Genomic DNA, 13,102 nt, shown 5'->3' with positions numbered 1-13,102 from the left:
CCACAAGTTACAAACATTTAAATCTTTTGTTAACTGAATATTAATTATGGTTTACTTTTTGTTATCAACCTAAAATCTAAACCACAATAAAATATTACAATATGATAACGATTATTCCAGAAGCTCCGGAAAATGTTGCGGCTTTCAATGCAACGGGAGAAGTAACCAAAGAAGATTTTGAAAACCTGGTAATTCCGAGGGTAAAACAGAAGGTAGATCAGTTTAATGAGCTGAATTATCTGCTATACCTGGACACTGATCTGGATAATTTTACCATGGGAGCCTGGCTGCAGGATGCGCTTTTAGGATTAAAAAACTTAACAAAGTGGAACAGAACCGCTATTGTTACGGACAAAGAGGGTGTACAGAATTTCACTGATATTTTCAGTGTACTCATGCCGGGGGAATTTAAGTCTTTCCCTAAAGGAAACCTTTACAATGCACTTTACTGGTGCAAAAACGGCAATGAAGTCGAAGCGTAATTTATGCTTATTATAAAAACAAAACGGACCGTCTTTTAAGGATGGTCCATTTTTATTTTATTTTTCGCAGGAAACACATTCAGTCAATGTTTCATTGTTTGTTCTTGAGGCATACAAATATCGGTATCGTATACTGATAATTAGGCCTATGACCGTCATTAAAACGCCAACAAGGGAAGGATAATTGTAACTATATCCTTTCTCCAAAGGAATTCCTCCAAGAAAAGCGCCCATCGCATTGGCAATATTGAATGCTGCCTGCATAAAAGCAGCAGCCATCATCTCGCTTTTTGGTGCAGCTTTCATCATCATGATGTTAATCGGTGCTGATACAGACATCGACAATGCGCCGCAAATAAAGGTAAGGGTAAGCGAAACATTACGATATTCTGACAGAAAAAAGACTCCGGCCAAAGAAAGCATCATTAAAAATAACAATAATGAACATGTCTTCTCAGGGCTCAGACGATCAGATAAATATCCTCCGACAAGATTTCCTACTACCATTCCGGCTCCTGCCAAAATCATCACATAAGCCATATAACTTTCTTCTATTCCTGAAACAATGGTCATAAGCGGTGTAATATAGCTGAACCATGTAAATAACCCGCCGAAGCCTATAGCTGTTATCATCAGGACCAGCCAGGCCTGTCTTTTCTGTAAAAATTTGATTTCTTCTTTAAAATGAGTCTCCTGATTTGACCTCAGGTCAGGAAGCCATAATTTAATAAACAGAAGAGCAAGCAGTCCGATCACCGAAACAATGGCAAAATACCATCTCCAGTGAAAAGTATGACCAATATAAGTTACCAGTGGAACCATGGCAAGATTGGCAATGGTAAGCCCCGTGAACATGAGTGAAATATTAAAAGCTTCTCTACCTTTTGTTGCCATTCTGGCCGCAACTACAGTTCCTACCCCGAAAAATGCACCGTGAGGAAGACCAGAGAGAAAACGGATGATCATCATCGATGTATAATTTGGGGCCAATGCTGACAAAGCATTAAATAAAGTAAAAATGATCATCAGAGCCATCAATACTTTTTTTGGAGGAAATTTTACGGAATATCCGATAAGAACCGGTGCACCCACTACAACACCAAAAGCATAGGCAGAGATCAGATGACCGGCCTCAGGAATACTGATCTGTAAAGTTTTTGCCATATCGGGGAGCAATCCCATAATGGTAAATTCCGTAGTTCCTATTCCCAGGCCACCAATTGCCAGGGGAATAATTTTTTTATCTATTTTCATTATCTTCTTTAAAAGTGCAAAATTCGGCAGAAATAATCATTTTAACTTTAATCAAAATGACACAAATTTCCACTATATTAACCTGACAAGTTAAATTTAAACTAAATATTAATCAAAAAAGAACATAAAATTAAGTTTTGGAAGAGGATTATTATACAATTCCAATTACTTTTTATGTGTTAAAAAATCGCTCCGTGAGTGAAGCGATTTGTATTTAGTGAATATGTTTTTCTGCGTGATAAGAGCTCCGTACCAACGGCGAACTCTCAACATGCCTGAAACCTAAACTTCTCGCAAAATCTCCAAGTTCATCAAACTCTTCGGGAGTGATAAATCTTTTTACAGGAAGATGTTTTTTTGTCGGCTGCAGGTATTGCCCTAATGTGATAACGTCTACATTTGCATTCCTGATATCTTCAATAGTCTGGAAAACTTCATCTTTTGTTTCACCCAATCCCAGCATCACTCCGGTTTTGGTTCTTCTTTGTCCTGCTTCTTTTAAATATCTCAGTACTTCAAGACTGCGCTCGTATTTTGCCTGGATTCGAACTTCTCTTGTCAAACGTTTTACAGTTTCCATATTGTGGGAAATCACTTCAGGGGCCACATCAACCAATCTGTCGATATGCTTTGTAATTCCCTGAAAATCCGGAATGAGTGTTTCCATTGTTGTTCCCGGAGAGATTCTTCTTACCGCATTTACTGTTTCTGCCCAGAGAATGGAACCCATGTCTTTCAAATCATCACGGTCTACGGAAGTTAAAACGGCATGCTTTATTTTCATTAATTTTATCGAGCGTGCTACTTTTTCCGGTTCGTCCCAGTTTACATCAAGCGGCTTTCCGGTTTTAACTCCACAAAATCCGCAGCTTCGGGTACAGATATTTCCTAGAATCATGAAGGTTGCCGTTCCTTCTCCCCAGCATTCACCCATATTCGGGCAGCTTCCGCTCTGGCAGATTGTATTTAATTTATATTTATCAACCAAAGTTCGCAGTTCTCTGTAATTCTTGCCGGTAGGAAGTTTTACACGGATCCATTTTGGTTTCTGAACAGTTGTATTTTGAATTAAATCCTCCATGTACATCTCAAATTGAGGGTCAAAGTTAGTGAATTTTTTATCGAAACAATCAAAGACAGAGATTGATGAAACATATAATTTTGTAATTTTAAATTCAAATACCAATTCATGAAAATTACATTCTGTTTCTTATTCGGATTTATAAATCTATTTTGTTTTGCACAGGAAGAATTTAAACCGGCAGGTGCAACTGTTATTGAAACTGTTGACGGAGATCTTGACGGAGATACTGTTCCAGAAAAAGTAATCATTTATAATACGAAAGATACTACTGATTATGGAAACATCCGCGAAATACAAATTTTAAAGAAAGTGAATAATAAATGGACGATCCTCGAGAAGTCAAGAAATGCGATCCTGAAAAGCAATGATGGTGGAATGATGGGCGATCCTTACCAGTCAACCGAGATAAGAAATGGAATTCTGATGATTACACAGGCGGGAGGAAGCAGCTGGAAATGGGGCTATACGGATAAATACAGATTTCAGAACGGTCGTTTTGAACTTATCGGCTACTCATCCAGCAGCGGAAAACCTGAAGAATATTGGACTGATGTAGATTTTAATTTGTCTACAGGACAATTAACTTTTGAAAAAGAAGTTGAAAATACGAAAGAATACGGACCATCGAAAAAAGAAAGTCTGATAAAAAAAGGAATAAAACTTGATCTTCAAAACAGAAATCAAAAAAAAAGAATTGAAATTCTTCTCCCGAAAACGAAGGAGAAAGTTTACTTATAAAAATGAATACTATTAATTATCTTCAAATTCATTATTTTTAAGAAGTTCGGCCAATACCTTTTTGGCCCTCATGACGCGCACTTTTGTATTGGCTACGGAAATTCCGAGTTCTTCAGCAATTTCTTTAATACTTTTTTCCTCAAAAAACCGCAATCTGATAATATCCTGATAATTGACATCCAAAGATTCTATGGTTTTAATGATCTTTTTCTGCTCTTCCTCAGAAATCATGAGCTCCTCAGGAGATTTGGCATATTGATTTTTTACTTCTTCAAGATTTTCTGTAGGATCCTGATTTTCGCGGCTTTTTCTTCTCCAGAAATCAATAATGGTATTCTGAGCAATGGTAAGCACCCAAGTCTTAAACTGAAAATGAGGATCATACATATCCAGCTTTGATAAGACCTTTGAGAAAACATTCACCGTGATTTCGTCGGCATCATTTTCATCATGAACTTTTTTCATCACAAAAGAAAAAACATCAACCCAAAAGATGTTGATGAGCTTTGTCTGAGCTTTCTGGTCTTTTTCCTTTGCTTTACCGATCAGCTGGAATAATTGTTCGTCGTTCATTATAAACAAATATAATTGTTTTCAGCTGAAAATACAAAGCAGGATATCAAATGAATTTTTTCTGTAAAGTTGATATTGCCGACTAAAGTTTAGCCCTGATCGAAGCATTTGTCTGAGCTCATTTTTTTTGATTTCGGCGCGGCAGCTTCGCTGCCGCGCCGAAATCAAAAAAAATAGCGAGTGCGGAGAGCAGGAAATAGCTTCTAAAAAAGAAATTAAACGTTTAGATAATTATAAATGACAGATTCTTCCCTTCGCCTTATTTCCCTGAAATGATTATCTTTGCACATTAAATTTTAAAGTTAAAAATAATGAACTCTTTTATTGAAGAATTGAAATGGCGCGGTCTTTTTGCAGACATGATGCCCGGAACGGATGAACAACTGAATAAGGAAATGACAACGGCCTATATCGGTTTTGATCCTACCGCAGATTCTTTACATATTGGAAGTCTTATTCAGATAAAAATTCTCGCTCATTTTCAGCAGCACGGTCATAAGCCGATTGCTCTGGTAGGTGGTGCTACGGGAATGATTGGAGATCCTTCCGGAAAATCTGCAGAGAGAAATCTTCTGGACGAAGAAACACTTCTTCATTATGTTGACTGTTTAAAAAAGCAGCTGTCGAGATTCCTTAATTTTTCAGGGAATGAGCCTAATAAAGCTGAACTGGTAAACAATTATGACTGGATGAAAAATATCTCTTTTCTTGATTTCGCAAAAAATGTAGGAAAGAATATTACGGTAAACTATATGATGGCAAAAGATTCCGTGAAAAAGAGGTTTTCAGGAGAATCCGGAGCGGAAGGAATGAGCTTTACTGAATTTACCTACCAGCTGATCCAGGGATATGACTTCCTGCATTTGTACCAGAACAACAATGTAAAACTTCAGATGGGAGGTTCTGACCAGTGGGGAAATATTACAACAGGTACGGAATTGATCCGCAGAAAAGCGCAGGGCGAAGCATTCGCATTAACCGTTCCTCTGATTACAAAAGCTGACGGTTCAAAATTCGGAAAGTCTGAGAGCGGAGAAAATTACTGGCTCGATAAAAAGAAAACATCACCTTATAAATTTTACCAGTTCTGGCTGAATGCTACGGATGATGATGCTGAAAGATTTATTAAATTTTACACTTTCCTTGGAAAAGAAGAAATTGAATCTCTGATTGAAGAACATAAAACCGCTCCAAACGAAAGAAAGCTTCAAAAAAAGCTGGCTGAAGAAGTAACGGTTTGGGTTCACGGAAGAGAAGAGTATGAAAAAGCTCTTAAAGCCTCAGAAATTCTTTTCGGGCGTTCAACTGCTGAAGATATGGTAAGTCTGGATGAAGCCACTTTCCTTGAGCTGTTTGATGGCGTTCCACAAAAGGAAATCGCAAAATCTGATGCCTTAGGAATAAATATCATCGATCTCCTTTCTGAAAAAACAGGTTTTTTAAAATCAAAGAGTGAGGCGTCAAGAGAAATCAAAGGCAATGCAATTTCGGTTAACAAGCAAAAGGTTAATGAAACTTTTACAGCCCATGAAACTGATCTTATTGACGGTAAATTCTTATTACTGCAAAAAGGAAAGAAGAATTACTTTATTGTAAAAGCAATTTAATTTCTTTCTTACATTATAATAAATTTTCGGCGCGGAATTTTCAATTCCGCGCCGAAAATTTTTCATTTACTACCTCAACAAATAAAAAAAGACCGCAAAAGCGATCTCTTTATGTATTGTAAAATTAATCTTATAATTCTAAGAAGCTATAATAAGTAGAAGTACTTTTTTCTCCTGATCCAATTACTTTACTTGTTTTGGCAAGTTCTCCGTCGACGTAGATATTTACGATCAATTCTGAATCTGAATATGGAAGAACTGCATTTGCAGCGATACTTAACTGAGACTGACTGGAACTTACAAACAGGTCTCCTGATGACCAGGTTAATCCTGTTGGGTTGAAAGTTGTCTCAGGACTTGTTCCTATCTGGGTAACAACAGCTTTAAAATTTACTGTAGGAGGCGTTGCTGGCGGAGGAGTTGGACCTTTTACATTTATTTTTGCTTCCAACTGAATAATGTGATCCGTGAACTCATCTTCATCATCGTCTTTACAAGAGTTAAGAACAGAAATTACCGAAAACAACACGGCGAATAAAAAAGAAAGCTTAAGTAAACTTTTTGATTTGTAAAATTGCTTCATTTTTCCAAATAGATTTTTAATGTTTCAAATATAGGTTTTTTATCAATATAAAAATATCTTTTATGAAAATTTTCCAACAAAGATTTCCAAAAAATATCAATTTAATAAATAATATTTCCTTTTTCTATCTGATATGGGAAACTATATATTTCTGAAGCAGACAGTTTGTCATCGTATTGAGCATGGCTTCATTTTTATAGTATTAAATCATCATCATTATAATTATCTTTGCCTCATGAATTTAGACTACATTGTAAGAGAGCCGGAAAATATCACTCCACAAACAACAATTCTTTTTATGCTTCACGGCTATGGAAGCAATGAGCAGGATCTTTTCAGCTTCAGGGAAACACTTCCTGATGACTGGATTATCGTAAGCTTCAGAGCCCCAAGAGAGACACAGTTTGAGGGATTTTCCTGGTACGATATAGACTTTAACAATCCTGATCGTTTTGTGGATGTAGAACAGGCAACAGAATCACTAAACAGTGTTTTGCAAAGCATTCTCAGCATCGTCAATCATTATGGAATTACAGAAGGTAAAACCCATCTTTGCGGCTTTAGCCAGGGTGGAATTCTGTGCTATGCCCTGGCATTGAAATACCCCGAAATGTTTAATTTAGTCGCCTGTCTGAGCAGTTATCCTGAGGAAAAATTATTGCAAGACATTGTTAAAGACAAGAAAAAGCTTGAAAAACTGCGTTTCTTCGTTTCCCATGGTACAGATGATGCAGTAATTCCTTTAGATTGGGGAAGAAAAGCGGCTGATCTGTTATATGATCTTGGCTGTTATTTCACTTTCAGGGAGTATATGAGCGGGCACGGTGTAAACCAGAAAAACTATATGGATCTTATGGATTTCTTTTCCAAATAAAAACAATACTGAATTTAAAATTTCGCATTGATTATTCAAAAACAATACAAGCATTCTTAAAATTAAGGATGCTTTTTTATTTGCATTGAGATAAAATGAGTAAATTCAGTACATGAAACTGAATTACTTTTTATGGATTTTTTTCTTTGGTATTTTCATTAATGCCCAAAATTCATTTGAAGTTAAAGACGCGAAGAAAACAGTGATTCCCTTTAAATTAATCAATAACTTACTCTTTATTCCTGTTAACATTAACGGTGCCGATCTTACCTTTTTACTGGATACAGGCGTTGCAGAAACCTCTATATTTAGCCTGGAAAACCAGGAAATAAAACTTATCAATGTTGAAAAAATAAAATTTTCAGGATTAGGAGGAGACAGAAGTATTGACGGATTCCGGTCTGATAACAACATCGGAAAAATAGGAAAAAACTATGTCAATGACTCGATGACGATCTTTATTATCACAGATCAGGATTTTAATATTTCATCACACGTCGGGATTCCTGTTAACGGAATAATCGGCTATCATTTCTTTAAAGATCATCCTGTTGTAATCGATTATTCCTCAAAAAAGATAACCATTTATAACGACGAAAATTTATTCAGAAAAAAGGTTAAGAATTTCAGTGAGATCGATATCAGTATCGAAAAGAATAAACCTTATGTCATCGCTGATGTAGAAATGACGAATGAAAGGAAAAGTTCCAAACTTCTTATTGATCTCGGAAACAGCGATCCGATCTGGCTTTTCCCAAAATTGATAAAAGATTTCGTTTACAACCGTCCTAATATCGATGACTTTCTCGGAAGAGGCTTTAATGGTGATATTTACGGAAAGAGAAGCAGAATCCATAATTTTTATTTAGGAGAATTCAAATTTGAAAAGCCTCTTACGGCAATGCCTGATGAATATTCTATTCAGCATGTAAATTTGGTTGAAAACAGAAAAGGTTCTTTAGGCGGGGATATTATGAGACGTTTTACGGTTGCTTTTGATTATGCCGGGCAAAAGTTATATTTAAAGAAAAACCGAAATTTTAACGATCCGTTTCATTTTAACATGAGCGGTCTTGATTTCCGACAGGATGGTATGGAATGGACAAAAGACATTGTAAATCTCCCAACAAAGAACCGCGGTAATCTGTCAGGTGGTACTGAGGTACTTACCAGCAGCATGCAATATAATTTTATTTTAAAACCTATTTTTTCCATTGCCGGTGTGCGTAAAGATTCGCCCGGAGCAAAAGCCGGATTACAGAAAGATGACCGCCTCATAAGCATTAATGGCAGGAAAACTGCTGATATGACCTTACAGAAAATAATGGAACTCATGAAATCTGAAGAAGGAAAGACCATAGAAATGCTGATTGAAAGAAAAAATAAGCAGATGTCTCTACGCTTTACTTTGGAAGATCCTATACCTTATCAAGAATAATATGAATACGGAAGAAACCACACTAGACAAAATAAGAACAAGGCCACGGTTCAGGATGTTTACTCATCTCAGCAAAGAAGAGTATGCGGAAAACCTTAAGAAATATCTGGCAGAGCATGCCGATGAATTTTCCGGAAATATCAACAAAGAAGTGGCAACGATCTGTGTAAAGACCAACGACGAAGGCTACTGGAAACCCAGACTTTCCCTACGCGTAGAGATTGAAGATGATGAAACCTCCATAAGAGGAATTTTTGGTCCGAGTTCGGCGGTATGGACATTCTTTATGTTTCTTTATTTTTCCTTTTCTATCCTCTGGATGGTGTTTTTCTCCATGTATTATGTAGAAAAGCAGATTAACAGCCAGGAATTTCCGTGGGCGCTCAATGCTTCTTTCGCCATGCTGTTGTGTATCGCGATTACATATGCCGCAGCGAGGTTCGGGCAGCATAAAGCTAAGGATGAAATGCTGAAACTTCGAAAATTTGCAGAAGAGTCTACTTTACAATTTGAAAAGATAAATTAATAGTAAATCTGAAAATCAGAAGCAATTTGAAAGACTTATAAAAACAATGTTGCAGCATCTGTAAAAAAGCTGCGCAGGTTTTAGGTGAAAGGTGCTTAGGTTTTGATCAAAAGGTGCGCAGGTTTTGGATAAAACCTGCGCACCTTTTTTGTACTTCAACACATCAACTCCTGATGCTGAAAATATTTGAATAAAAATTAACCGGAATTTAATTAAGGTTCAACTGTTTTTGTGGTTTGTGGCATCTGCTCGATTTCAGCTTTCGCCGCCCTGATGGAATCCACTACCCTTTCTCTGTTGTCCTGTTCTTTCAGGATTTTCTGGATATTCGGTTCAATCATTTTTGTCATTTCATCCACAGAAACATTATTGGAATTCGGGTCATTAAGTAACCTCCTCCAAGGCTTGCGTTTTCCCCAAGGATAATCTCCGTATACCAGCACAGGCGTTCCTTTTGCTTTTGTTGTGGCCCCTCCCGGATTCAGAACCCATGTATCAGCATAGCCATACAGCCATTTGGCATCATTCATCAGCAGTCGTAAACATGAATGCGATGCCGGATATCCCGGAAGATCATACTGATGCCATCCGATTCCATCGAGGTTAAAAATATTGAAATTATAAGGTAACTTCCATTCGCTGCTTACCGTAGAAATGGCGAGCTTTTTCTTCCAGTTTGCAAACGTAAGTCCGGTCTTTGTTTTGGCCGATTTTTTACCCATGCTTGTCGGGCCCCATTTAACCAAAGTTCCATTTGAATAAACCCCATATGCCTGAATAGGATAAGAGAATACCACAAACTTTTTAACAGGACTCAACACATCCAGCTGCATCGGAAATGGTGAATATTCCATTAACGTAGTATCTATTTTGGCGGGCACAACCAATGTATCTGCATTCCATTTATTTTTTGAATCAAGCCGGTTCAATGCCAGAATTGCATACCGTTCTTTCTCCGTAAATTTTTTGTTAAATGAGGCAAACAGAGAATCTCTGACTTTTTTATCTTTAGGGAAAATATATGCATTATAGAATCCATATTCCTGAACGGCAGGCGGTAATGACTCTTTTTGTACAACAGAATCCTTCTTTGCCGTCAGAGAATCTTTTTTCTCAGATTCTTCCGTGACAGATGAAGCCGTGTCGCTGATTTTGTCATTGATTTTTTCCAGTTCCTTTTTACAGGAAACAAGCGTTAATGCGATAAATAATGTGTAGAGAAATGATTTTTTTACAGATATGTTTTTCATAAATAAAATTACCGGAATAGTTTTGCTATTCAGTACAAATATCAGACCTAAATCCGAATAATAAAAATCAACACATAAAATACCGTAAAAAACCGGGGATGCTTATAAAGCTGTGAATAATTAGGTATTTATGCATCAACCAGAAGTTTAGAATCTATTTACGCCACATGATTGTTTTGGATTTTAAATGCTGAGAATCCGTTCCGACCATTATTTCAAATTCGCCTTCTTCCCAATCGAAAACAAGCTCTTCATTGTAAAACTTCAGCAGTTCAGGGGTAATATTAAAAACTACATTTTTTGTTTCCCCTTTTTTCAAAAAGACCTTTTCAAAACCTTTCAGTTCTTTTACAGGCCGGGTAATACTTGCCACCTTATCTCGGATATAAAGCTGCACCACCTCTTCTCCGTCATAACTTCCGGTATTGGTAACATCAATGCTCACTTTCAAAATTTCATTTCCTTTAAGTTGATTTTTAGAAAGCTGCATGTCTCCATATGCAAAGCTGGTATAGCTCAATCCGAATCCAAAAGGAAATAAGGGATCATTGCTTTCATCAAGATAATTTGACTTATATTTCTCAAACCGACCGTCATTAAATTCCAATGGTCGCCCGGTATTCTTATGATTATAATAAATGGGAATCTGCCCAGCAGAACGTGGGAAAGTCATTGGAAGCTTTCCTGAAGGACTTACACTTCCGAACAGCACATCGGCAATAGCATGCCCAGCCTCAATCCCCGGAAACCAAACATTGATTATGGAATCCGGAATATCGATCATCTGTGACAGATCCAAAGGCCTTCCCGTAAACAATACAACAACGATCGGTTTATTTAATTTTTTCATTTCCCTGAGCAGTAACAACTGATTTTCAGGAAAACGGATGTCTGTTTTGCTGGAAGATTCACCTGTCATTTCTGAAGCTTCTCCCAATACCAGAACAATTTTATCAGCCATTTTTGCTTTTCCCAAAGCTTCCTTTAAAAGAATTTCTGCTGATATTCTGGGCTGCTCTTTTGTGAATTCTATAAATGAATTCTTTTCAAGATTTCGATCTTCAGTAATATTACATCCTCTTGCATACGAAAAATTCTTTTTCTCCGAAAGTTCTTCCAAAGCATTTTTCAACGTAACTGATTCTTTATAATCTACCACAACAGACCATGTTCCCGGCATATTGGCTTTATCATCGAGCAATGGTCCGATGAAAGCAATTTTTTCTGTTTTCTTCAAAGGTAAAGCCTGATTCTTATTTTTCATCAGTACAAAGGTCTGGGCAGCAATTTCTCTGGCTGCTTTTCTGTTTTCGGGAGTAAGAATATCCGTTTTTAATCTTTTTTCATCTAAATAACGGTAAGGATCATCAAATAATCCTAAATTATATTTCATTTCCAAAACCCTCTGGCAGGCTTTGTCTATATCTTCTTCTGAAACTAAATTTTCCCGGACCGACTTTTTTAATGTTTTAAGATAATCTTCACCGACCATATCCATATCGGTTCCGGCTTTTAAAGCTCTGGCTGCAACTTTTTGCTCATCTCCCAGTCCATGTGCCTTAAGTTCTTTAATCGCAGTAAAATCAGTCACGACAAATCCTTTAAATCCCCATTCTTTTCTAAGCACATCTGTGAGCAGCCATTTGTTAGCTGTCGCCGGCACTCCATTGATATCATTGAATGAAGTCATTACTGTAGCAGCACCCGCGTCTATTGCCGCTTTGTAGGGAGGAAAATATTCATTGTACATACGGTTTGGACTCATATCTACGGAATTATAATCTCTTCCAGCCTCTGCCGCGCCATACAGGGCAAAATGTTTAAGGCAGGCCATAATGGTATAGTTCCTCGACAAATCATCACCCTGATAGCCCTTCACAAAAGCCTCAGTGATCCTGGAAGCAAGAAAAGGATCTTCACCCGCACCTTCGGCCACTCTTCCCCACCGCGGATCCCGGCTGATATCTGCCATGGGAGAATATGTCCAGTTAATACCATCTGCAGAAGCCTCTTTTGCTGCAATATAAGCTGCTTTCTGAACTAGCGCAGGTTCCCAGGATGCTGATAACGCTAAAGGAATGGGAAATCCGGTTTTGTATCCGTGAATCACATCCAGCCCAAAAATGAGCGGAATTTTAAGCCTTGATTCATTTACTGCAATTTCCTGTGTTTTCTTTATACGGCTTAATGTAGTCATGTTGAGAACAGCACCCAACTTACCATCTTTAATATATTGTTCTGCATCAGCACTTACTGCCGCACCGGTTTTCACGTCTCCCGGCGGAGAAATGAGATTAAGCTGACCTATTTTCTCTTCCAAGGTCATTTGGCTCATCAGATTTTTAATGAAAAGATCCCGTTTTGAATTGCTCTGAGCTGTGATTAAAACAGCAGTTAAGGAGAACAGTAGAATTTTTATTTTTTTCATTATTTAATGTTTAAATATGATCTACAACTTCTATAAAATTTCTGAGATAAGCAATAGGAGATAAGTATTTTTGGTAAAATTTAAAGTTGTGTTACAATAAACCTTAATGGAAATTATAATTATAATACAAGTTTTTGTGGATCAACACCAAAAGTTGGGGAGAAAACTAAAAAAGGATAATTTTGTATTATGTCTAATGAACAAGAATTACTAAAGTTTTTACTACCGGAATACTTGGTTGAATATTTTGAGATTTCCAAATTTG

General features: G+C 37.0%; 12 protein-coding genes. 6 read left to right on the top strand and 6 right to left on the bottom strand.

The genetic code is table 11. The features are described 5' to 3' along the window. The first annotated feature begins 101 nt into the window (after positions 1-101). Complete coding sequence (locus AC3WV0_RS13585; RefSeq protein WP_029296622.1) at positions 102-482, top strand: SpoIIAA family protein; 381 nt, start codon at positions 102-104, stop codon at positions 480-482. A gap of 57 nt (positions 483-539) precedes the next feature. On the opposite strand, the gene AC3WV0_RS13580 is transcribed toward AC3WV0_RS13585, so the two are convergent. Together AC3WV0_RS13580 and lipA are read right to left on the bottom strand one after the other, a co-directional pair. Further along, the gene (locus tag AC3WV0_RS13580; RefSeq protein WP_488846646.1) at positions 540-1,736 is read right to left on the bottom strand and encodes an MFS transporter; all 1,197 of its coding nucleotides are present in this window, start codon (positions 1,734-1,736) and stop codon (positions 540-542) included. A 214-nt stretch (positions 1,737-1,950) separates the two neighbouring features. Next, positions 1,951-2,817, bottom strand: a complete 867-nt coding sequence (lipA, locus tag AC3WV0_RS13575) for a lipoyl synthase (protein ID WP_089857254.1) — start codon at positions 2,815-2,817, stop codon at positions 1,951-1,953. 108 nt (positions 2,818-2,925) lie between these two features. On the opposite strand from lipA, the gene AC3WV0_RS13570 reads away from it, so the two are divergent. Then, positions 2,926-3,558, top strand: a complete 633-nt coding sequence (locus AC3WV0_RS13570; RefSeq protein ID WP_488846645.1) for a hypothetical protein — start codon at positions 2,926-2,928, stop codon at positions 3,556-3,558. Between the two features lie 12 nt (positions 3,559-3,570). Here the strand turns inward: AC3WV0_RS13570 and AC3WV0_RS13565 are convergent, their stop codons facing one another. Then, positions 3,571-4,131 carry an RNA polymerase sigma factor gene (locus AC3WV0_RS13565; protein WP_089999487.1) on the bottom strand — a complete coding sequence of 187 codons (561 nt, stop codon included), beginning with the start codon at positions 4,129-4,131 and terminating at the stop codon, positions 3,571-3,573. A gap of 311 nt (positions 4,132-4,442) precedes the next feature. On the opposite strand from AC3WV0_RS13565, the gene tyrS reads away from it, so the two are divergent. Next, positions 4,443-5,738, top strand: coding sequence for a tyrosine--tRNA ligase (gene tyrS / locus AC3WV0_RS13560; RefSeq protein ID WP_488846644.1), 1,296 nt, complete (start codon positions 4,443-4,445; stop codon positions 5,736-5,738). A 130-nt stretch (positions 5,739-5,868) separates the two neighbouring features. On the opposite strand, the gene AC3WV0_RS13555 is transcribed toward tyrS, so the two are convergent. Beyond that, positions 5,869-6,321: a hypothetical protein gene (locus tag AC3WV0_RS13555; protein ID WP_488846643.1), complete on the bottom strand. Its 453-nt coding sequence runs from the start codon at positions 6,319-6,321 to the stop codon at positions 5,869-5,871. Positions 6,322-6,556: 235 nt separating this feature from the next. Between AC3WV0_RS13555 and AC3WV0_RS13550 the strand changes: the two genes are divergently transcribed. The 3 genes from AC3WV0_RS13550 to AC3WV0_RS13540 all read left to right on the top strand — a co-directional run bounded on the left by AC3WV0_RS13550 (position 6,557) and on the right by AC3WV0_RS13540 (position 9,159). Further along, complete coding sequence (locus AC3WV0_RS13550; protein ID WP_488846642.1) at positions 6,557-7,195, top strand: alpha/beta hydrolase; 639 nt, start codon at positions 6,557-6,559, stop codon at positions 7,193-7,195. Positions 7,196-7,307: 112 nt separating this feature from the next. Then, the gene (locus AC3WV0_RS13545) at positions 7,308-8,633 is read left to right on the top strand and encodes a PDZ domain-containing protein (protein ID WP_488846641.1); all 1,326 of its coding nucleotides are present in this window, start codon (positions 7,308-7,310) and stop codon (positions 8,631-8,633) included. A 1-nt stretch (position 8,634) separates the two neighbouring features. Then, on the top strand, positions 8,635-9,159 hold the full coding sequence (locus tag AC3WV0_RS13540) for a hypothetical protein (RefSeq protein WP_488846640.1): 525 nt from the start codon (positions 8,635-8,637) through the stop codon (positions 9,157-9,159). A 212-nt stretch (positions 9,160-9,371) separates the two neighbouring features. Here AC3WV0_RS13540 and AC3WV0_RS13535 read toward each other — a convergent pair whose 3' ends face one another. Together AC3WV0_RS13535 and bglX are read right to left on the bottom strand one after the other, a co-directional pair. Continuing rightward, positions 9,372-10,409 carry a L,D-transpeptidase gene (locus AC3WV0_RS13535; protein ID WP_488846639.1) on the bottom strand — a complete coding sequence of 346 codons (1,038 nt, stop codon included), beginning with the start codon at positions 10,407-10,409 and terminating at the stop codon, positions 9,372-9,374. Between the two features lie 154 nt (positions 10,410-10,563). Beyond that, positions 10,564-12,837 carry a beta-glucosidase BglX gene (bglX, locus tag AC3WV0_RS13530; RefSeq protein WP_488846638.1) on the bottom strand — a complete coding sequence of 758 codons (2,274 nt, stop codon included), beginning with the start codon at positions 12,835-12,837 and terminating at the stop codon, positions 10,564-10,566. Positions 12,838-13,102 lie beyond the last annotated feature (265 nt).

The organism is Chryseobacterium sp. 27AL (assembly GCF_057815395.1).
Note: the sequence above shows the minus strand (reverse complement) of the source record. Positions and strands in the feature narration are given on the sequence as shown.